We start from the raw sequence: 21,354 nt of genomic DNA on the forward strand, positions 1-21,354 counted from the left end.
CGCGGCCAGACAGACCGCCGCAGAACGGCGAATCGTTCTCATACGTCGACCGTGACCCGAACCGTCGACGCCATCCAGGCCCCGGTGATCCCAGGAGCACCACACCCTGCCTCGCGGCTAGCGGATCTCCTCCACGGGTTGGCGCAGGATGGTGCGTTGCTTCTCCGGACAGGTTCTGCGCGGGTCGGTCAGGTAGATCTCGTGGTGGGGTCCGGTCATGCGCAGTCCTGCCTCGGGGATCACCTCGTGGTGCATTCGGGCGAGCACGCCTGCCTCCTCGTCGAAGGGGCCGACGTGCAGTGTCTGCACGCACCGGCCTTCGATGAGCGTTCCCATGCGGACATCGCGCACCCGCGCGGTCCTGCCCTTCGCAGCGACCTTGCCGACCGCTGCATCGAAAGCCGCCTCGTCCGTCCACTCCGGAACCATGAGCAGGAGTGTCCACTGCCACCGGTGCTTGTCCCGCGCGGTCGTGAACGCCGTCATGTCGTCGGCCCACCACAGACCTTCCAGCGGCATCACGACGTAGTCCCGTCCGAGCTCGGTCTTACTGGCGAACTTCAGTGCGTACGCCACCGGATACAACGCCTCAACGGCACCGGTGAACAGCGGCGAACCGTTCGGGTCGCCGTGTCCGTCGACCATGAGGTACCGCAGTTCGGGGACGTCGATCACGTCGAAGCGATTCCGCCGCGCGCGATACGCCTCCAGCGTCTTCTTGAAGTCGACCTTCCCCGCCATCACCGTCATCACCGCCAGCACCGTCATCTCCGCCCACCGTCAACCCGACCCGGTGCCATTGTGTCCACATCGCCGGCCAGCCCGCCCGACATCTCGGCAACCACCGTCCACAGTGAGCGGTTCGGACTTGACATCCGCTTCCTCGGCGCGCCACCACCGTGAAAACGATTCAAGTGCGTTAGGGTGCGATCATGAACGGATCCATCGGTACGCGACGTGGCCACAGCGGCCACCGCGGCCCCGTCGGCGGGAGCGGGATTGGCCGGCCGATCCGATAACCGTTCCCCGGGAGTGCGCATCAAGGACGTCGCCCGCGAGGCGGACGTGTCGGTGGCCACGGTGTCGAACGCGCTCAACCACCCCGAGCTGCTGTCCCCCAACACGCACGCCCGCGTGCTGCGCGCCGTCGAGAAACTCGGCTACGTGCGCAGCGAATCCGCACGTCAACTGCGCGCAGGCAGCAGCCGCATCCTGGGTCTGCTCGTGCTGGACATGCGCAACCCGTTCTTCGTGGGCATGGCGCACGGCGCCGAACAGGCCGCGCGCGCCGACGGGCTCGGCGTCATGCTCTGCGACAGCTCGCAGGACCTCGCCGCCGAGGAGTTCTACCTCGGACTGTTCGCCGAGCAGCGCGTCCGCGGTGTCCTGGTCACGCCCACCGAAAGCTCGACCCCGTCGCTGTCGCTGCTGCGCAGACACGGCATCCCCTACGTCTTCCTCGACCGCGTCGCCTCCGGCGACGAGGCCTGCTCGGTGTCGGTCGACGACGTCGCAGGCGGCCGGCTCGCGGTCGGCCACCTGCTGGAACAGGGCCACCGCGACATCGCCTACCTCAGCGGGCCCATGTCCCTGAACCAGTGCCGTGACCGACGCGACGGCGCCCTGCTCGCGTTGACCGACGCCGGCGTCGACCCCGGCGCCCTGACCGTCGTCGAGACCGAACGCCTCGACGTCGAGGCGGGTCGCGACGCGGGCTCCCGCCTGCTGGGCCGGAGCCCTCGGCCGACCGCCGTGTTCTGCGCCAACGATCTCATCGCTCTCGGAGTGCTGCAGACACTGGTCGCCGCGGGCATCCGGGTCCCCGACGACATCGCGCTCGTCGGCTACGACGACATCGACTTCGCCGCAGCCGCCGCGGTACCGCTCACCTCGGTCCGCCAGCCCGCCACGCAGATGGGCGCGACGGCGACCGAACTGCTGGTCCGCGAGATCTCGGGCGACGAACCGCACGCGCACCACAACGTCGAGTTCACCCCCGAACTGGTCGTCCGGCGATCGAGCCTCACCCGTCGCTGACCCGGATTCGCACCCGCTCTTGTTCCCACGTTCGTGGTCCCCTATCGTCCGTTAAAACGATTCAACCAACGGCGGCTGAAGCGGGAGGACCAATGACGGTCCGAGTGGGCGCACGACGCACGACAGGCTGGCGAGCGACGATCGCGGTGGCCATGTCGAACTACATCGAGGCGGGCTCGATCATCGCGATCGCGACGAGCCTGAGCCTCTGGCAGCAGAGTTTCGGGCTGGACGACCTCGCGGTCGGACTGCTCGCCTCGCTGAGCGCCAACGCGTTCGGTGCGGCGGCGGGCGCCGCCATCGGCGGTCCCCTCTGCGACCGGTACGGCAGAAAGTTCATCTACACCTACGACCTGCTGCTGTTCATGCTCGGCTCGCTGCTGGCGGTGTTCGCCACGTCGTTCGCCATGCTGCTCACCGCGTTCGTCCTCACCGGTATCGCGGTGGGCGCCGGCGTCACGGCGTCGTGGACCTACATCGCCGAGGAGGCACCGGCCGACCGCAGGGCCGCGCACGTCGGCACCGCACAGCTGGCGTGGTCGATCGGCCCCATGATGGGGTACCTGCTGGCCGCCGCCCTCGAACCGCTCGGACTGCTCGGCAGCAGGATCATCTTCGCCCACCTGTTCGTCGTCGCCGCCGTCACGTGGTGGGTCCGCCGTGGCCTTGCGGAGTCGGAGATCTGGACCAACCGTGCCAACTCCGGTCAGCGCGTCACCTTCCTGGCCAGCCTGCGGGGCCTGCTCACCAAACGCGTCAACATCACCGCGATGCTGTTCCTGTTCGGCGTCTACGCACTGTGGAACGCCGTGGCCGGCCAAGCGGGCATCTTCCAGCCGCGGGTCTACGACGCAGCCGGCTTCACCGAGGTCACCCAGCAGTACCTGCTCCAGGTGGTCGTGTGGGGCTGCACGAGCCTGGCGACCTATCTCGGCTTCATGCTCCTGGCCGACCGGGTCAGCAGGCGTTGGCTCTACTTCTCCGGCGCTCTGCTCGGCATCCTCGCCTGGGCGGCACTCATCTACGCCCCGCCCGGCACGGGCACGCTGCTGTTCTTCGCGATCGGCTGGGGTGTGTCGTCCGGTATCGGTGCGCAGGCGTTCTACGGCCTGTGGACCAGCGAGCTGTTCGCCACCCAGTACCGCGCCAGCGCACAGGGTGTGCTGTTCCTGGCCGCGCGGGTGGTCGTCGGACTACTCAGCGTCTGGTTCCCGATGATGCTGACCCACCTGGGGCTCAAGGGCGTCGGCGTGATCATCCTCGCGCTGCTCGTGGTCGCGCTGCTCGTCGGCACGATCGGCGCACCCAACACGCAGGGCAGGACGCTGCGCGACATCGAGGACGAACGCTACGGAACCCAGCCTCCCGAGGGCGATCTGGCGGTGCGGTCGTGATCAGGGTGTGCTTCCAGCTCCAGGTCGACCCGAACCGGCTCGACGAGTACCGCAGGCGGCACGCCGCGGTGTGGCCCGAGATGCTCAGGGAGATCGAGGCGGCGGGCAGACGGAACTACTCGTTGTTCCTGCGCGAGGACGGCCTGCTCATCGGCTACTACGAGACCGAGTCGGTGGAGCGCGCGGACGCCTACCTCGCTCGCTCGGAGGTCGCCGCACGGTGGGAGGCCGAGATGAGCGAGTTCTTCGTCGGTGACGGCCGCGCCGACCAGACCGCCACCGTGCTCCAGGAGGTCTTCCACCTGGAGGACCAGCTTTCCGGTACCGACCCGACGCACGAAGGGACGCACACCTGATGCCCCAGTTCTCCGACATCACCCCGACACTCGCGCGGCAGGCGATCGAATTGCCGAGTTGGGCCTTCGGCAACTCGGGCACGCGGTTCAAGGTCTTCGGCACTCCGGGTACTCCGCGCACTCCCGAGGAGAAGATCGCCGACGCCGCGAAGGTGCACGAGCTCACGGGTCTCGCGCCGACCGTGGCGCTGCACATCCCGTGGGACACGGTGGACGACTACGCCGCGCTCGGCCGCCACGCCGCCGACCTCGGCATCGCGCTCGGGACGATCAACTCGAACACGTTCCAGGACGAGGACTACAAGTTCGGCAGCCTCACCCACTCCGACGCGCGCATCCGGCAGAAGGCCATCGACGCCCACCTGCGCTGCATCGACATCATGCACGCGACCGGTTCGACGGATCTGAAGATCTGGCTCGCCGACGGCACCAACTACCCGGGACAGGATTCGTTGCGGGCCAGGCAGGACCGCCTCGCCGAGTCCCTCGCCACGATCTACGAGCGGCTCGCACCGCACCAGCGGCTGGTGCTCGAGTACAAGTTCTTCGAACCGGCCTTCTACCACACCGACGTGCCCGACTGGGGCACCTCGCTCGCCCACGTCAGCGCACTCGGCGATCGCGCACTGGTGTGTTTGGACACCGGGCACCACGCCCCCGGCACGAACGTCGAGTTCATCGTCATGCAGCTGCTGCGCCTCGGCAGGCTCGGGTCGTTCGACTTCAACTCCCGGTTCTACGCCGACGACGACCTCATCGTCGGCGCGGCCGACCCGTTCCAGCTCTTCCGCATCCTCCACGAGGTCGTGGTGGGCGGTGGCCTCGACGAGGGGTCGCCGGTGCGGTTCATGCTCGACCAGTGCCACAACGTCGAGGACAAGATCCCCGGCCAGATCCGTTCGGTGCTCAACGTCCAGGAGATGACCGCGCGGGCGCTGATGGTCGACCGAGCCGCGCTGGAGAAGGCGCAGGCCGACCACGACGTCCTCGGCGCCAACGAGGTGCTCATGGACGCGTTCCAGACCGACGTCCGCGGCGAGCTCGCACAGTGGCGGGCCGCGCGCGGCCTGCCCGCCGACCCGATGCGCGCCTACGCCGAGTCCGGCCACCAGCGGCGACTGGAGCAGGAGCGGGTCGGCGGCACCCAGGCGGGCTGGGGCGCATGACCGGCCGATCCACCCCGGACCGTTCGCAGGTGAAGGAGAACATCGTGACCAACCCCGATTCCGTCGTCGCCGATCTGCTGGCACGCAGCAACCGGCTCGGATCCGACCCGAAGAACACCAACTTCGCCGGAGGCAACGCCTCGGCGAAGGGCACCGACCTCGACCCGGTCACCGGACGGCCCGTCGACCTGTTGTGGGTCAAGGGATCCGGTGGTGATCTCGGTACGTTGACCGAGAAGGGCCTTGCGGTGCTGCGGCTGGACCGGCTGCGCGCGCTGCGCGAGGTGTATCCCGGCCTCGACCGCGAGGACGAGATGGTCGCCGCCTTCGACTACACGCTCCACGGCAAGGGCGGAGCAGCGCCGTCGATCGACACGGCCATGCACGGTCTCGTGGAGGCCGACCACGTGGACCACCTGCATCCGGACAGCGGCATCGCGATCGCGACCGCCGCCGACGGCCCCGCGTTGACCGAGAAGATCTTCGGCGGTGCCGTCGTGTGGGTGCCGTGGCGCAGGCCGGGCTGGCAGCTGGGCCAGGACATCGCCGACGTCAAACGGGACAACCCGGACGCCGTCGGGGTCGTCCTCGGCGGCCACGGCATCACGGCGTGGGGCGCGACGAGCGAGGAGTGCGAACGCAACTCGCTGTGGATGATCGACACCGCCGCGGCCTACATCGCCGAGCACGGCAGGCCGGAACCGTTCGGTCCCGTCCTGGACGGCTACGCCCCGCTGCCCGAGCAGGAACGGCGGAACAAGGCCGCCGCGCTCGCGCCCGTGATCCGCGGCCTGGCGAGCACCGACCGCAGGCAGGTCGGCCATTTCACCGACAGTGACGAGGTGCTGGACTTCCTCGCGCGCGCCGAGCACCCGCGGTTGGCCGAGCTCGGCACGAGCTGCCCGGACCACTTCCTGCGTACGAAGGTCAAGCCGCTCGTGCTGGACCTGCCCGCATCGGCGCCGATCGACGAGTGCGTGGAGCGGCTGCGCGAGCTGCACGCCCGCTACCGGCAGGACTACGCCGACTACTACCACCGGTACGCGACCGAGGACTCACCGCCGATGCGCGGAGCCGACCCGGCGATCGTGCTCGTGCCCGGCGTCGGCATGTTCAGCTTCGGCGGGGACAAGCAGACCGCACGCGTCGCGGGCGAGTTCTACGTCAACGCGATCAACGTGATGCGCGGTGCCGAGGCACTGTCGAGCTACCGGCCGATCGACGAGTCGGAGAAGTTCCGCATCGAGTACTGGGAACTCGAGGAGGCGAAGCTGCGCAGGCGGCCTGCGCCGAAGCCACTCGCGACGCGCATCGCGCTCGTCACGGGCGCGGCCTCCGGGATCGGCAAGGCCACCGCGGAGCGGCTGGCCCGCGAGGGTGCCAACGTCGTGCTCGCCGACCTCGACGCCGACAAGGCCACCGCGGCGGCGGCCGAACTCGGTTCGTCCGATGTCGCCGTCGGTCTGCACGCCGACGTCACCGACGAGGCGGGGATCGCCGCCGCCGTCCGGGAGGCGGTCCTCGCCTTCGGCGGCATCGACCTGGTGGTCAACAACGCGGGGTTGTCGCTGTCGAAGCCGCTGTTGGAGACCACGGCCGAGGACTGGGACCGCCAACACGACGTCATGGCGAAGGGCTCGTTCCTCGTCAGCCGCGCCGCCGCCGAGGTGTTCATCGCGCAGGACATGGGCGGGGACATCGTCTACATCGTCTCGAAGAACAGCGTGTTCGCCGGGCCCAACAACATCGCCTACTCGGCGACGAAGGCCGACCAGGCCCACCAGGTCCGGCTGCTGGCCGCCGAGCTCGGCCAGTACGGCATCCGGGTCAACGGCGTCAATCCCGACGGCGTGGTCCGCGGCAGCGGCATCTTCGCCGGCGGGTGGGGCGCCGAACGGGCGAAGGTCTACGGCGTTCCCGAGTCGGAACTGGGCGCGTTCTACGCTCAGCGCACGCTGCTGAAACGCGAGGTGCTGCCCGAGCACGTGGCGAACGCGGTGTTCGCGCTGACCGGTGGCGATCTGAGCCACACCACGGGATTGCACGTTCCGGTGGATGCCGGCGTCGCGGCGGCGTTCCTGCGATGACGGGCGCCGCTGGCAGCGTCACCGCCGTCGATCTGGGCGCCTCCGGCGGGCGGGTCATGGTGGGCCACGTCGGCCCGGACGCGTTGCGGATCGAGACCGTGCGCCGGTTCGACAACATTCCGGTGTCCATTCCGGACGGTCTGCACTGGAACGTCCTGGAGCTGTACCGGAACGTGTGCTCCGGCATCGCCGATGCCACGCGTCGATGCGACGACGTGGCGAGCGTGGGCATCGACTCGTGGGCGGTCGACTACGGACTGCTGAGGTCGGGCTCCCTGCTCGGGATCCCGTATCACTACCGCGACGACCGCACCGCAGCCGGCGTCCGCGACGTGCACGCCGTCGTCGGACCCGAGGAGCTGTACCGGCACAACGGACTCCAGCACCTGCCGTTCAACACCGTGTTCCAGCTGGCCGCCGAGCGGCGCGCCGGGCTGCTCGACGTCGCCGACCGGCTGTTGCTCCTGCCGGATCTGCTGGCGCACTGGCTCACCGGTGCCGAGGTGGCCGAACGCACCAACGCCTCGACCACCGGACTGCTCACCACCGACGGACGTGCGTGGAACACGGAACTGCTCGAACGGCTGGGGTTCGAGTCGTCCCTGTTCGCACCGCTGGTATCGCCGGGGGAACGCATCGGCGACACCGCCGTGGCGGGAGGGCCGCCGATTCCGGTCACCGCGGTCGGTTCGCACGACACGGCCTCGGCGGTGGTGGCCGTGCCCGCGGCCGACGAGTCGTTCGCCTACATCTCGTGCGGCACGTGGTCGCTGGTGGGCGTCGAACTCGACGAGCCCATCCTGTCGGACGAGTCGCGGCTTGCGGGATTCACCAACGAACGCGGGGTGGACGACCGGATCCGTTACCTGCACAACGTCATGGGACTGTGGCTGCTCGACGAGTCCGTCGCGCAGTGGCGCTCCGAGGGCGTGGACGTCGACCTGCCCGCACTGCTCGCCGAAGCAGCGGACGTCCCGCCGGGCAGGGTTCCGGTGTTCGACACCGACGACGAGCGTTTCCTGCCGCCCGGTGACATGCCGGCACGGATCGCGGCGTGGCTGTCCGAACACGACGAACCGGTCCCCCGCACCCGCGCCGAGTTCACCCGATGCATCCTGGAAAGCCTGGCGCAGGCCTACGCCCGCACGATCACCGAGGCCGAGAAACTCACCGGCCGGACGGTGTCGGTCGTGCACATCGTCGGCGGTGGCTGCCGCAACACGCTGCTGTGCAGGCTCACCGCCGAACGTACCGGCAGGCCGGTGGTCGCCGGCCCCGTCGAGGCGACGGCCACCGGCAACGTGCTGGTGCAGGCACGTGCGGCCGGCTTGGTCCACGGTGGACTCGACGACCTGCGCGACCTCGTTCGCCGCACCCACGCCCTGGAGACGTACCAACCGTCGTGAGGCGGCAACGCCGGCCGGGCACCGCTCGACCGGCGCTGCCGCCGGCGTCAGCAGACGCGCTCGGCCACGGCCTCCACCGGTTCGGCGGCTCCCACGGTGTCGGTGTGCTCGGCGCCGCCGGATGCCGCGGGCTCGGCTGCCTGCCCGGAATCCTCCGTCCGGTCGCGGTCGATCGCACCGGCGGCGAGCGCGATCCCCAGGCCGACCACGGCCAGCACGGCGCCGATGAGTGCGGGCGAGGCGTAGCCGAGTCCGGCACTGATGCCGACGCCACCGAGCCACGCTCCCCCGGCGTTGGCCAGGTTGAACGCCGAGTGGTTCGAGGCGGCCGCGAGTGTCGGCGCGTCCCCGGCCTTGCGCATGATCAGCACCTGCAGCGGCGCGGTGACGCCGAAACCGACGGCACCGAGCACGACGGCCATGATCACCGCCGACCACGGCGCCTCGATCGCGAACCGGAACATCACGAGCACGACGGCCAACGCCGCCAGGGAACCGTAGATCGTCGGGCGCAACGCACGGTCCGCGAGCGGCCCCACGATCAACGACCCCGCCGTCATGCCGACGCCGAACAGCGCGAGCACGACCGGGACCGCACCGTCGCCCATGCCCGCCAGTTCGGTCAGCATCGGCGAGATGTAGCTGTAGACGGCGAACACCCCGGCGAACCCGAACACCGCGGTGGTCAGGCCCAGCACGACCTGCTTGCGGCCGAGTGCGACGACCTCCCTGCGCAGGCCGATGCCCTCGGGTTTCGCCATCACCGGTACGAACGCCGCGACGCCCGCTGCGGCCGCCAGGCCCAGTACCGCGACGACCAGGAACGCAGCGCGCCAGCCGAAGACCTGCCCGAGGAACGTGCCCGCGGGCACACCGACGATGTTGGCGACCGTCAGTCCCATCAGCACCCGCGCGACGGCCGTGGCCTGACGGGTGGGGTCGACGAGCTGTGCCGCGACGAGACTGGCCGCACCGAGGTAGGCACCGTGCGGCAGCCCGGCGACGACCCGCGAGGCGAACACCGCGCCGTAGCCGGGCACGAGCACGGTCGCGAGGTTGCCCAGTACGAACAGGCCGAGGAAGGCCAACAGCGCCTGCTTCCGTCCCAGCCTCGTGGCCAGCGCGGTCAGCAGCGGTGCGCCGACCACGACGCCGAGCGCGTAGGCGGAGATCAGGTTGCCCGCGGTGGACACGGACACGTCGAGGCCGCCCGCCACCTGTGGCAGCAGGCCCATGACCACGAACTCGGTGGTGCCGATGGCGAACGCTCCGAGCGCGAGAGCGCACAACGCCAAAGCCATAGGGCAGGACCTTTCCTGGATACGACGACGTGGACTACGACGACGTGGGCACGACGGTGTAGGCACGGCGGTGTAGGCACGGCGGGGTGGATACGGCGAGTGGAGGGATGCGGCGACGGCAACGGAGCTCTCGGCGTCGTGAGCTGTTTGGCACGTGCCAAATCCAGGATCGCAGGACCGGTCGGGATCGTTCAAGTCGAGACCGTGTGATCTGCCTCGCCGGGGTGCCGCGCGGTTCCGGCGGGCGGGCGCGTCGGTAGCATCCCCGGCACACGCGCTCGGAGCAGGAGAGACGAATGCCGCGGTCGGAGGGCAGCGACGCCACCAGGCGACCCACGATGTCGGACGTCGCCGCGCGGGCGGGCGTGTCCCGGCAGACCGTGTCGCTGGTGCTCGGTGACAAGCCCGGCCCCAACGCGCACACGCGCGAACACGTCCTGCGCGTGGCCGAGGACCTCGGATTCCACGCCGACACGGCTGCACAGCTGCTGCGCCGCGCCCGGAGCCGCCAGCTCGGCGTGCTGTTCACCATGGAGCACTCGTTGGACCCGTTGGTGATCGAGGGGCTCTACGCCACGGCGGCCAGGCTCGACTACAGCATCGTGCTGGGCGCCATCCTGCCGACGCGGGGTGTGCGGAAGGCGGTCGACGAACTGCTCGGGCTGCGGTGCGAGGCCGTGATCCTCATCGGTCTGTCGATCGAGTCGCCCGCCCACCTGACGAAGGTGGCTGAACAGGTTCCGGTGGTGGAGATCGGCCAGCACACGGGTGCGCCGGGGATCGACAGCGTGCGGGTGGCCGACGTCGACGGCGCGAAGCTGGCGGTCGATCACCTGGTGGAGCTCGGACACCGCCGCATCGTGCACGTCGACGGTGCGGCACTGCCGGGGTCCGCCGACCGGCGTGCCGGCTACCGCGACCGGATGCGCGAACACGGCCTGGCCGAGCACACCGAGGTGCTGCCCGGCGACTACACCGAGGAGTCCGGAGCACGCGCCGCACGGGAGCTGCTCGGGCGATCCGAGATGCCGACCGCGGTGTTCGCCGCGAACGACAGCTGCGCCGAGGGGCTGATGCACACGCTGGGCCGCGCCGGCGTGCGCTGCCCGGAGGACGTGTCGATCGTGGGCTACGACGACAGCCGCACCGCCTGCCTGTCCTATGTGGATCTCACGACGATCAGGCAGGACGCGACGGAGATGGCGGAGTTCGCGGTGCAGGCGTGCGCGGAACGGCTCGACGACCAGCGCACCGCCACCAAGGACGTGGTGCTGAAACCGATCCTCACCCCGCGGGGCAGCACCGCCGCCCCGGCGTGAGGTGGATCAGTCACCACCCGCGGCCTCGGCAGGCATGACGTACGCACTGACGAACGCCACCACCCCGAAGACGACGGCAGCGGTGATGCACGGGGTCAGCAGCACGTCCGACCCCCAGCTCACGAGGCCGGGCTGCATGAGGACGACCCCGACGAGCTGGGTGCCGACCAACACGCACGCCATCGCCAGGAACAGCAGGAGCGTGCCGGTGAACACGCGACGACAGAGGGTGCGCGCACGGAGCTTCACGGTGCTGGTCACGGAGTTCCTTTCAGGACGGTCAGCCGAGGACGGGGAGGAAGCCCCACGCGATCAGACAGCCGATCACCAGGACGGGGATCATGAAGTAACCGATCAGCGGCAGGAACATCTTCTCCGGTTTCGCGCCGGTCAACCCTGCTGCGACGAAGATCGACCCGGACACGGGCGGGGAAGCCCCTTCGGTCGAGGCGAACACGAGAATCGCCGTCACGGCCAGTACGGGGTCCACCCCCACGGAGATCAGCGCGAGCAGCGACACCTGTCCGACGGCGGTCAGGGTGGCGGTGGACGACAGCGGCCCGGCGACCACCGCGACGAGGATCGCGACCACGAGAGCCATGACGTACTTGTTCAGCTGGAGACCGTTGAGGATGGCGTCGATGTCATCGGCCAGCCCGAGTTCGCCGAGCACCTCGCTCGACGAGACGGCGAAGAACAGCAGGGCGCCGATGCTCGAGAAGCGCGGCATGGCCTCGGCGAACCAGTCGCCCCAGGCGCCGACACTTCTCGGCAACGTGCGACGGCCCACCACCAGGGCGAGCGCCGTCACGAGGATGGGGATCCACGTGAGGATCGAGATGTCCTCGAGCGATGCACCGAGCAGTTCGGGGCGCATGAGCAGGTCGCCGAGGGGACCGACGGTGAGCACGATCGGCACGAGCGCCCCGAGCACGACCAGCAATGCGGTGCCACCCTCGTGCAGGGCCTGGCGCAACGGACGCAACCGTTCGTCCGGCGTCCTGCTGATCCCGTCCTTGCGGACGAAGTAGGCGATGAGCAGCACGCGCCAGATCACCTGGTAAATGCCTGCGGTCAGCAGTGCCAGGTAGATCTCGCCCGTGGTCACCAGTGACCCCGCGAATCCGATCATGATGACCATGGAGGTACTGGGCGGCATGGCGGCGCCGAGCCCTCCGTTGCCCGCCATCACCGTTGCGCTGCGGGTCGGCGACCAGCCGGACCGCACCATCCACGGACCGGTGAACGCGCCGGTGGCTGCCGTGTTGCCGGAGTTGGATCCCGACAGCGCTCCCATCGCGGCCGATCCTGCCGTGTCGACGAGCGCGGGGCCGCCACGCACGCGGCCGACCACGGAGTTGAGGATCTCCAGCAGACGCTGGATGACTCCGGTCCGGTCGACGACGTACGCCATGAAGACGAAGGCGATGGCCGCGTACAGCACTTCTTCGTCCAGCGCCCCCAACATGCCCGCGACGGCGGCGCTCGGCGCATCCGAGCCCGCGAAACATGCGGTCACGACGAAGCCGACGAGCATGGCTTCGCCCATGTTGCGTTTGAGGATCACATTCCAGCCGATGATGACGGCGATGAACGCGCCGAGTGCGATGAGCCCTGTGGGCATGGGGACGTCCCCTCTTCGACGGTGGAGCGGGGTGTGGGAGAAGGTCGGCGCCGCCGGTCAGCGGCCGCGTTCGGCGAGGATCGCGGTGTGCCGGGACGCCTCGTCGTCGAGGACGGCACGCGCGCCTGCGAGCACGCGTTCGGCCTCGGCCACCGGAACGACGATCACGCCGTCCCCATCGGCCACGACGATGTCGCCGCGATGCACCACGACTCCCCCGATCGCCGCACGGCCCTCGAGGCGGAACGGGCCGGACTTGTAGGGGCCAGCGGGCGAGCGGCCCACTGCCCACACGGGGAAATCCGCCTCCTGCAGTGCTTCCACGTCGCGCACGGCTCCGTCGATCACCATGCCGCGGACTCCGCGGTTGATCGCGCGGTGTGCGATGAGTTCACCCATGAGGGCCCGGGAGGCGTCGCCTCCCCCGTTGACGACCAGGATGTCCCCGGGACGGCTCACCGTGAGGGCCTCATGAATGCCCTTGTTGTCACCGGGCCTGCAGGTGACGGGCAGTGCGCGGCCCGCGATGTGACTGCCGGGGCACATCGCACGAATCCGAGGGTCGACGACACCCAGCCGGTCGCGCGCGTCACCGATCGCGGCCGTCGGGACTGTGGAGTACGCATCCAGGAGTGCCCCCAGATCGCGCGCGGGCTGGCCGGTCAAGGCGCGATGCCGATCGGCGGTAGCGGTGGCGAGCGTCGGGACCACGCCGAGAGAGGCGACGAGGTCGGCGGCTGCCTCGGACTCGTGCGCCCGCCGACGGGCGTGTTTGCGGGTGCCGCGGTCGAGCCGGTCGAGTGCCGTCTCTCCCCCGGCCAGCTCCGCGGCGATCTGGCGCCGGACCCACGCGCTCTCGCCCGCGGCCTCTCCTGCGTCGACGGCCTCGGTGATGATCGCCCCGAGTCCCTTCATGAAGACGGTGCGGAGGATCTTCCGACGCGAGGCGTCCCCGGGCCGTCCGCCGATGGCATCCACGTCGGCCCCGAGCGCCCGGAATACCTCCGCGGCTTCCTCGGCCGCAGCGCCGGAGATCACGAGCGCCGTCCTGGCGCCGAACGTCGGTACCGATCCGATGACGGCCACGTCCACGCAGCGATCCTGCGCCTCGCCCAGAGCCGCCGCCACCTCCGATTTCCGCTGTGGGGACGCCGCGTTGAGGTCGGCGTAGATCGCCGACGCCCCCAAATACGCCTGCGCCTCGCGCGCCACGCCGACCGCGTGTTCGGCTGTCACGAGACTGAGCACCACATCGGCGCCGCGGACAGCGTCGTCCACACCAGCCGCGCGCACCACGCCGTCCGGTGTGGACGACACCACGGGGTCGAAGCCGGCGACGGTGGCGCCACTGCGGGCGAAGCCTTCCGCATAGATGGTTCCGGCCTCACCCAGACCGAGCACCGCGATCCTCATCGATCATCCTTCTCATAGTGTGATAACTACAATCACTAAACGAGAGTCTCGATCGCACCCAGTTGGAGAGTCAAGAAATGTGAGCAAACTTCTCATGCAGTGATAGTTTCGGGTCGAGACAGGAGGCGAGCACGTGGCAAGTACCGGCACCGGCAGCACGATGCGCTCGGTCCATCGAGCGTTCGAGGTCCTCAAGGTCCTGGAACTGGCGCAGCGACCGTTGCGGCTGACAGAACTCGCCCACCGGTCGGGACTGCATGTCGCCACCACGCAGCGCCTCGTCGGCGTGCTCACCGACCACGGTTACGCGAGCAGACACGCGGACGGATACACGGCCGGCCCGGCCGCGTTGTCGACGGCCCACGCCTTCGCGACCACCAGTCCGCTACGACTGGTGGCCAGGCCCGTGCTGGAGCAGCTCGCCGACTCCAGTGGCTTCACCGTGTCCCTGTACGTCCGCGTGCAGGACCATCGCGTGCTCATCGACCGCGTCGAACGGGGGCAACGACCGCAGTACTCCTTGCCGATCGGCGAACGACTGCCGCTCTATCCGGGTGCGGCCGGCAAGGTCTTCCTGGCCCACGACCGTCGAACCGACCTCGACACCCTCGTCGCACGGCTGGGCACGATCACTCTCGCCGACGGCACGGTGCTGGACTCCGAGTACATCCGCGACGATCTGGCCGCGGCACGAAAGAACGGGTACGCCGTGTCGATCGACGAACGTCAACGCGGGATCACGGCGGTCGCGGTCCCGATCGTCGACAGCGGCAACGGCATCGTCGGCTCCATCGGTATCAGCGGGAACACCGGCGAATTCCCCGACGTCGCGAACACGGCCCTGCCCGACGAAGCGCGGCGGGCGGCGCACACGATCGGAGCCCGCACCCCGTCGACCGCACCGAAGTGACCGACGGCCGGACCACCGCGGTAGACACGTCCGCGGGCCGGTGAACGGAGTCGCTCACCGGCCCGCGGACGTAAGACCTGTCGTCGTGTGCGGCGTCAGTGCTCGTCGTAGTGGTCGCCGTGGGCGGCGTGCCGATGCCCGTCGTGGACGTAGTCCACATGGTCGCCGTGCGGCACCGCGACGTGCCCACATCCCTCGCCGTGGACGTGGTCGTGGGCGTCGTGGCTGTCGTGCCCCGAGGGCTCGCACTCGTCGAAGTGCCCGTCGTGGGCGCGGTGCAGATGTCCGTCGTGGGCGTAGTCCACGTGGTCGCCGTGGGGGACGGCGACGTGGCCGCATCCCTCGCCGTGTACGTGGCCGTGTCCCGTGTGCTCGGCGTGTGCCGTCGTCATAATCCTCACCCGTCGTCGATACCGGACGTCTCACGGCAAGCATTAGCGTTCGTGCATATTTCCGCCAGTCGACGTCGCCTGCCCCGCCCGGCCGGGTGACCCGGCACTCGCACGGCGGGGTCGGGCAGGTCGTGTCCGAACCCTCCCCACCTGCCGGATCGGTCCGTAATGTCGTCGCTATGACCGTTCTGCACGCTCCGGGCGCTCGCGGCGCTGCCAGGCTCACGGCGGCGGTTCTCGGCACGCTTCTCGCCGGGGTCACCGCCTGCTCCCCTGCCACGTCCGGCTCGGACACCGGCTCGGCCGAGACGGTCGCCACCGGCCTCGACGTGCCGTGGTCAATCGCGTTCCTCGACGGCACACCGCTGATCAGCGCCAGGGACAGCGGACAGATTCTCGAGCTGACCGGCGGCGAGCCGCGGGTGATCGGCACGGTGGACGGCGTCGAACCCGGCGGCGAGTCGGGGTTGCTCGGGCTGGCGACCCACCGCGACGGGCTCTACGTCTACTCGACAGGAGCCGACGGCAACCGGATCCAGCGGTTCGCCGTGGACGGTCGCCCCGGCTCGTTGTCGCTCGGCACGGCCGACACGATCATCGACCGGCTGCCCTCCGCCGCCTACCACTCGGGTGGCCGGATCGCGTTCGGACCGGACGGCATGCTCTACGCCACCGTCGGCGACGCAGGAGTAAGCGAGGACGCACAGAACCTCGACACCCCCGCCGGCTCGATCCTCCGCCTCACGCCGGACGGCGACGTGCCCGCCGACAATCCCTTCGACGGCTCCCCGATCTACAGCTACGGGCATCGCAATCCGCAGGGCATCGCCTGGGCGGCCGACGGCACGATGTTCGCCTCCGAATTCGGCCAGGACACCTGGGACGAGCTCAACGTCATCGAACCCGGCGGCAACTACGGATGGCCGGAGGTCGAAGGCATCGCGGGCGACGACCGGTTCGTCGACCCCGTCCAGCAGTGGCGGCCCGACGAGGCGAGTCCCAGTGGGATCGAGATCGCCGACGGCACGATCCACATCGCGAACCTGCGCGGAGAAGTGCTGCGCACGGTGCCCGTCGCGGACCCGACCGACCCGTCCTCGTCCGAGGAACTGCTCGAGGGCGAGTACGGCAGGCTGCGCGACGTCGCCCGCACCCCGGACGGCGAGCTGTGGGTGCTCACGAGCAACACCGACGGCCGTGGCTCACCCGCCGACGGCGACGACCGGCTACTGAGACTCCCCGGTTGACGCGCCCGACCCGCCGCCCTCGTTCCTGCCCCGCACGATGCGGCCCAGCACGGGCAGCATCAGCAGCGCGATGAACACACGGATCAGTTGCATGGCGATGATCAGCCCCACGTTCGTGGCCGACCCGACCGCGACCGCCGTGACGGCGGGCAGCCCGCCCGGCGTGGTCGCCAGGTAACCGTCGAGCATGCTGATGCCCGCGATGTCGGCGAACACGAAGCCGATCACCGCGCACACCGCGACACTCAGCACCACCTGCACCAGCACCAGCGGCATGAGCAGCACCAGCTGACGCAGCGTCGCCCTGGTGAACGACAGGCCCACCATCACCCCGATCAGGCCGTAGCCGACGGCCAGCACCGGCTCGGGGGTCTGCGTCGACGGGAACACGCCCACCGCGGCCAGCACCGCGGAGATCACGAGCGGAACGACCAAACCGGACGCGGCGAAGTGGACGACGCTCGACACGGCGAAGCCGGCCACGAGCGCCACCACGGTGAACGCCACGCCCGACCAGTCGCCCGTGGACTGGTCGGCCTGCTCCCCGCCCGACGCGCCGAGCAGGGTCGACACCAGCGGCAACGTCAGCAGGATGAACAGCACGCGGAAGTACTGCACCGCAAGGACGATGACCTCGTCGGCGCCCACCTCACGCGCGGCGGCCGACACCCCGGAGGCACCACCGGCGATCGACGCGAACACCGCCGTCGAGGCCGTCACGTGCGGGGACAGGCGCAGCAACTGACCGATTCCCATCGTGACGACCACGGTCAGCAGCACACCCGAGAGCAGCAACACCGGTTGTGCGGCGAGCGTGCGCAACAACCCCGCGTCGAGCATCGAACCGGCGGCCACGCCGATCACCGTCATACCGGCGCGCCTGCCGACATTGGGCAACGTGACGTCCCTGCGGCTGGTGAGCGTCACGACCGCGCCTGCGACCACCCCGGCGAACAGATACGGCGACGGGAGCCCGGCCACGGCGAACACCGCGGACGCCACGCCGAACAGGACGACCAGGACGGCCCATTCGCGCACCCGCGCGTCCCCTCGCCCCTTCACTGGTCCCACTGTAAGCCGCGCGATCTCGACGCGATCACGGGCGGGCATCGCCCGTCCGGCCACCGGCGGCCGGCTTCGCCGCGAGCAACGGGAAGAGCAGGACGGTGACCGCCGCCGGGCTGCGCGTACGCGGCGGGCCCACGCCCGCGAGGACCCGCCCCGGAGACCCGAGCCCCGCCCGCGGTGTTGCCACGGCCGTTCACGGCGGACTCACGGCAGGCTGCGGGCGATTCCCTGCGCGGCGACGTGCAACGCCGTCAGCAGGCGGGTGCGTTCCCGTTTGAGGGTCGGCACGACGATGCCCAGCGCCGCCACCACCTCCGAGCCGCCCGCGGCACCCGGGGCGGTCCGCACGATCGGCACGGCGATGGAGCAGGCGCCCAGGGTCATCTCGTCCTCGGTGGTGGCATGTCCCTCCCGCCGCACGGCGGCGAGCTGTCTGCGCAGACGCCCCGGCTGGGTGATCGTGTGGACGGTCGGCGTACGCAGGTCGGCGGCAAGGTATGCGTCGCGGAGCTGTTCCGGCGCGTGGGCCAGCAACACCTTGCCCACGCCCGTGGCGTGCAGCGGAAGCCGCGATCCGGGACGGCTGACGACCGGTACCGACGCACGCCCCGACAGCCGGTCGAGGTACAGCACCTCCATGCCGTCCCGTACGGCCAGGTGCACGGTCGCGCGGGTGGCCGCGTGGATGTCGCTGAGGAACGGCGAGGCCACCTGCTGCAGTTCGGTCTGTTCGGGGGCCAGCCTGCCGACGTCCCACAGCCGCCTGCCGATCACGTATCTGCCGTCGTCGCCGCGGGTCAGTGCTTCGCCCGCCGCGAGCTCACGCAACAGGCGGTGCACCGTCGGCGCCGGCAGCCCGGTGCGGCGCGCCACCTCGGCGACGCCGAGTCTGCGATGTCCGTTGTCGAACGCGTACAGCACCGCCAGCGCCCGCGACACCACGGTGGCGCCGGGTGTGGACACGTTGCCCGCCATGCTCACCCTCCGATCGCCCACCCGACGGTTTTCACTGAGTGAAAGTCAACCCTAGCCCCCGCCGTGATCTCCGAGCACGATGTGGCCCATGACGCCCGCAACGCAGCGGTCCATCTCCGACGAGATCGCCCGGATCCACGCCGAGGCCGAACCCGGTGAGACCCGGACCTGGCTGGACTTCGCCCCGTACCGCAGTTCGGTACTCCGACACCCGACCAAGCTCCCGCTGGCCGCCGATCCCGAGGACGTCGAGCTCTCGGCACCCGTGTTCGGCCAGTCCGATGTAGACCCCACCGAGGCGGATCTGACCCTGCACCCGCAGGGCGAACCGATCGGCGAACGGATGGTGGTCACGGGCCGGGTCCTCGATGCCGACGGTCGCCCGGTACGCCACCAGTTGGTCGAGATCTGGCAGGCCAACGCCGCGGGGCGATACGTGCACAAACGCGATCAGCACCCGGCGCCCCTCGACCCGCACTTCCACGGCGCGGGCCGGTGTCTGACCGACGACGAGGGCCGCTACCGCTTCACCACGATCAAGCCGGGGCCCTATCCGTGGCGCAACCACCACAACGCCTGGCGGCCGGCCCACATCCACTTCTCGCTGTTCGGCCACGAGTTCACGCAGCGACTCGTGACGCAGATGTACTTCCCCGGCGACCCGCTGTTCCCGTTCGACCCCATCTACCAGTCGATCACCGACGAGAAGGCCCGCGAACGGCTGATCGCCACGTACGACCACGACCTGACGACCCACGAGTGGGCCACCGGATACCGCTGGGACATCGTGCTCACCGGGGCGCACGCGACACCGATGGAGGACGAGCATGTCTGACCTCGCCCCGACGCCGGGCCAGACCGTCGGCCCGTTCTTCCACTACGCACTGCCCTACGACGACGGTCCGCGACTGTCCCCTCCCGGATCGGCGGGCAGCATCCGGTTGCACGGCACGGTCTACGACGGTGCGGGCGAGCCCGTGCCGGATGCGCTCCTCGAACTCCGGCAGGCCGACGCCGCGGGGCGCATTGCCCGATCGGAGGGTTCGCTGCACCGGGACGGCCGGTTCACCGGCTGGGGACGGGCGGCCACCGACACGGCGGGCCGCTACGCCTTCACGACCGTCGAGCCGGCGCCTGCGCGCGCGGGCGCGGCCGCGTACTTCGCGGTCACGGTCTTCGCCCGCGGCCTGCTCGACCGGCTGTTCACCCGCATCTACGTGCCCGCACCCGGCCTCGAGACCGACCCGGTGCTCAGTGAGCTGCCCGAGGAGCGCCGCGCCACCCTCGTCGCGGTGCGCGAGGCCGACGGCGGCCTTCGGCACGACATCCGGCTGCAGGGCGAGCACGAGACGGTGTTCCTGACGTTCCCCGGACACGACCGATGAGTGGCCTGCTCGAACCGGGCGCCCACCGCGGCACCGAACTCACCGACGACGACGCCGTGGCCGGTGCGCTGCGGCGGGTCGAGATCGCGTGGGTGCGCGCCCTGGCCGCGACCGGCGACCTGAACGCCGGCGAGGCCGAGCGCATCGCGCGTGCGCTCACCGTCGCACGCCTCGACGTCGGCGAGCTGGCCCGCGAGGCGGAGTCCTCGGGAAACCCGGTGGTACCGCTCGTGGCGGCCCTGCGGCGGGCCGTGGACGACGAGCGGCTCGCCCGCGCCGTCCATCGTGGACTGACCAGCCAGGACGTGCTCGACACCGCGCTCATGCTGGTGGCAGGCTCCGCACTCCGCCGAATCGGCGGCGATCTCACGACAGCGGCCGGCCACCTGGCCGCGCTCGCGGCGCGGCACCGCGACGACGTCATGCCGGGCCGCACGCTCACCCAGCACGCCGTTCCGGTGACGTTCGGTCTGGTAGCCGCGCAGTGGCTGGCGGGTGTACTCGACGCCCGCGACGCGGTCGCCGCGCGCGCGAGCGCCCTTCCGGTGCAGTGCGGCGGCGCGGCGGGAACGCTGTCGCTGACCGGCGAACTGGCCGCCGATCCGATCGCGACCGCCCGTGCGTTCGCAGGCGAACTCGATCTCCAGTGGCCCTCCCTGCCCTGGCACACCCGCCGCCGCCCCATCACCGACGTCGGTGACGCACTGGTCGGCGTGTGCGATGCGGCCGGGGTGATCGCCACCGACGTCACCGTGCTCGGCAGGCCCGAGATCGGCGAGGTCCGGGAGGGCACCGCCGGTGGACGCGGCGGGTCGTCGACCATGCCGCACAAACGGAATCCGGTGCTGTCGGTCCTGATCCGCGGTGCGGCGCTGCAGGCTCCGCAGCTGGGCGCCACCCTGCACCTGGCGGCCGCGCAGGCCGTCGACCAACGCCCCGACGGCGCGTGGCACGCCGAATGGCCCACACTGCGCCGGTTGCTGAACCTGACCGCCACGGGCGCATCGCAGGCAGCCGACCTCGTCGGCGGCCTCGAGGTCGACGTCGCCGCGATGCGCGCACACGTCGATGCCGCCGCGGACGAGCTGCTCGCCGAACGCGGCGGAACCGGGGACCCCGGCGACTACCTCGGCGCCGCGGGCCGCTTCGTCGACGCCGTCCTCGACCGGCACCGCGGCTGACCAGGCCCGCCGACCGCACGAGCCCCACCGCCAGGCACGACGAGCACACGACCACGACCACTCCAGCACGATCCAGCACGATCCACCACGACG

At 70.3% G+C, this 21,354-nt stretch carries 20 protein-coding genes; 12 read left to right on the plus strand and 8 right to left on the minus strand.

From position 1 onward, the window contains the following. Positions 1-117: 117 nt before the first annotated feature. Positions 118-768, minus strand: a complete 651-nt coding sequence (locus tag IF64_RS0110440) for a GyrI-like domain-containing protein (RefSeq protein WP_246134691.1) — start codon at positions 766-768, stop codon at positions 118-120. A gap of 264 nt (positions 769-1,032) precedes the next feature. Here IF64_RS0110440 and IF64_RS0110445 point away from each other — a divergent pair, with 264 nt between their 5' ends. From IF64_RS0110445 to IF64_RS0110470, 6 genes are all read left to right on the plus strand, one after another. Next, positions 1,033-2,037, plus strand: coding sequence for a LacI family DNA-binding transcriptional regulator (locus IF64_RS0110445; RefSeq protein WP_030531857.1), 1,005 nt, complete (start codon positions 1,033-1,035; stop codon positions 2,035-2,037). 92 nt (positions 2,038-2,129) lie between these two features. After that, entirely contained in the window at positions 2,130-3,431 is a 1,302-nt protein-coding gene (locus tag IF64_RS0110450) for an MFS transporter (RefSeq protein WP_036876247.1), read from the plus strand. Beyond that, positions 3,428-3,787 carry an L-rhamnose mutarotase gene (locus IF64_RS0110455; protein ID WP_030531859.1) on the plus strand — a complete coding sequence of 120 codons (360 nt, stop codon included), beginning with the start codon at positions 3,428-3,430 and terminating at the stop codon, positions 3,785-3,787. The genes IF64_RS0110450 and IF64_RS0110455 overlap by 4 nt, the downstream gene beginning before the upstream one ends. Beyond that, entirely contained in the window at positions 3,787-4,953 is a 1,167-nt protein-coding gene (gene rhaI, locus IF64_RS0110460; protein ID WP_030531860.1) for an L-rhamnose isomerase, read from the plus strand. The genes IF64_RS0110455 and rhaI overlap by 1 nt, the downstream gene beginning before the upstream one ends. Then, positions 4,950-7,040, plus strand: coding sequence for a bifunctional rhamnulose-1-phosphate aldolase/short-chain dehydrogenase (locus tag IF64_RS0110465; protein WP_084705777.1), 2,091 nt, complete (start codon positions 4,950-4,952; stop codon positions 7,038-7,040). The genes rhaI and IF64_RS0110465 overlap by 4 nt, the downstream gene beginning before the upstream one ends. Continuing rightward, complete coding sequence (locus IF64_RS0110470; protein WP_030531862.1) at positions 7,037-8,446, plus strand: rhamnulokinase; 1,410 nt, start codon at positions 7,037-7,039, stop codon at positions 8,444-8,446. Before IF64_RS0110465 ends, IF64_RS0110470 begins: the two co-directional genes overlap by 4 nt. A 47-nt stretch (positions 8,447-8,493) precedes the next feature. Here IF64_RS0110470 and IF64_RS0110475 read toward each other — a convergent pair whose 3' ends face one another. After that, entirely contained in the window at positions 8,494-9,747 is a 1,254-nt protein-coding gene (locus IF64_RS0110475) for an MFS transporter (RefSeq protein ID WP_030531863.1), read from the minus strand. Between the two features lie 296 nt (positions 9,748-10,043). On the opposite strand from IF64_RS0110475, the gene IF64_RS0110480 reads away from it, so the two are divergent. After that, positions 10,044-11,066, plus strand: coding sequence for a LacI family DNA-binding transcriptional regulator (locus tag IF64_RS0110480; protein ID WP_036876250.1), 1,023 nt, complete (start codon positions 10,044-10,046; stop codon positions 11,064-11,066). 6 nt (positions 11,067-11,072) lie between these two features. On the opposite strand, the gene IF64_RS0110485 is transcribed toward IF64_RS0110480, so the two are convergent. Genes IF64_RS0110485 through IF64_RS0110495 form a run of 3 tightly spaced genes read right to left on the minus strand, consistent with a single transcriptional unit; the run spans position 11,073 to position 14,103 of the window. Continuing rightward, on the minus strand, positions 11,073-11,327 hold the full coding sequence (locus IF64_RS0110485) for a hypothetical protein (RefSeq protein WP_030531865.1): 255 nt from the start codon (positions 11,325-11,327) through the stop codon (positions 11,073-11,075). 19 nt (positions 11,328-11,346) lie between these two features. Next, on the minus strand, positions 11,347-12,690 hold the full coding sequence (locus IF64_RS0110490) for a TRAP transporter large permease subunit (RefSeq protein ID WP_030531866.1): 1,344 nt from the start codon (positions 12,688-12,690) through the stop codon (positions 11,347-11,349). Between the two features lie 57 nt (positions 12,691-12,747). Further along, complete coding sequence (locus tag IF64_RS0110495) at positions 12,748-14,103, minus strand: RraA family protein (protein WP_030531867.1); 1,356 nt, start codon at positions 14,101-14,103, stop codon at positions 12,748-12,750. 133 nt (positions 14,104-14,236) lie between these two features. Here IF64_RS0110495 and IF64_RS0110500 point away from each other — a divergent pair, with 133 nt between their 5' ends. Further along, the gene (locus IF64_RS0110500; protein WP_048807793.1) at positions 14,237-15,013 is read left to right on the plus strand and encodes an IclR family transcriptional regulator; all 777 of its coding nucleotides are present in this window, start codon (positions 14,237-14,239) and stop codon (positions 15,011-15,013) included. Positions 15,014-15,108: 95 nt separating this feature from the next. Here the strand turns inward: IF64_RS0110500 and IF64_RS0110505 are convergent, their stop codons facing one another. Continuing rightward, complete coding sequence (locus IF64_RS0110505; protein ID WP_030531869.1) at positions 15,109-15,405, minus strand: hypothetical protein; 297 nt, start codon at positions 15,403-15,405, stop codon at positions 15,109-15,111. A gap of 179 nt (positions 15,406-15,584) precedes the next feature. Between IF64_RS0110505 and IF64_RS0110510 the strand changes: the two genes are divergently transcribed. After that, on the plus strand, positions 15,585-16,652 hold the full coding sequence (locus IF64_RS0110510) for a PQQ-dependent sugar dehydrogenase (RefSeq protein WP_051757702.1): 1,068 nt from the start codon (positions 15,585-15,587) through the stop codon (positions 16,650-16,652). Here IF64_RS0110510 and IF64_RS0110515 read toward each other — a convergent pair. Together IF64_RS0110515 and IF64_RS0110520 are read right to left on the minus strand one after the other, a co-directional pair. Beyond that, complete coding sequence (locus IF64_RS0110515) at positions 16,632-17,714, minus strand: AbrB family transcriptional regulator (protein ID WP_169741937.1); 1,083 nt, start codon at positions 17,712-17,714, stop codon at positions 16,632-16,634. The genes IF64_RS0110510 and IF64_RS0110515 overlap by 21 nt on opposite strands. 210 nt (positions 17,715-17,924) lie before the next feature. Then, positions 17,925-18,695, minus strand: coding sequence for an IclR family transcriptional regulator (locus tag IF64_RS0110520; RefSeq protein WP_030531872.1), 771 nt, complete (start codon positions 18,693-18,695; stop codon positions 17,925-17,927). Between the two features lie 88 nt (positions 18,696-18,783). Between IF64_RS0110520 and pcaH the strand changes: the two genes are divergently transcribed. From pcaH to IF64_RS0110535, 3 genes are read left to right on the plus strand one after another with little or no spacing between them, the layout of a single operon-like run. Next, entirely contained in the window at positions 18,784-19,530 is a 747-nt protein-coding gene (gene pcaH, locus IF64_RS0110525; RefSeq protein WP_030531873.1) for a protocatechuate 3,4-dioxygenase subunit beta, read from the plus strand. Then, positions 19,523-20,080: a protocatechuate 3,4-dioxygenase subunit alpha gene (gene pcaG, locus IF64_RS0110530; RefSeq protein ID WP_030531874.1), complete on the plus strand. Its 558-nt coding sequence runs from the start codon at positions 19,523-19,525 to the stop codon at positions 20,078-20,080. The genes pcaH and pcaG overlap by 8 nt, the downstream gene beginning before the upstream one ends. Beyond that, entirely contained in the window at positions 20,077-21,261 is a 1,185-nt protein-coding gene (locus IF64_RS0110535) for a lyase family protein (RefSeq protein ID WP_036876252.1), read from the plus strand. The genes pcaG and IF64_RS0110535 overlap by 4 nt, the downstream gene beginning before the upstream one ends. Positions 21,262-21,354 lie beyond the last annotated feature (93 nt).

This window comes from Prauserella rugosa (assembly GCF_000719975.1).
Taxonomy (GTDB): Bacteria; Actinomycetota; Actinomycetes; order Mycobacteriales; family Pseudonocardiaceae; genus Prauserella; species Prauserella rugosa.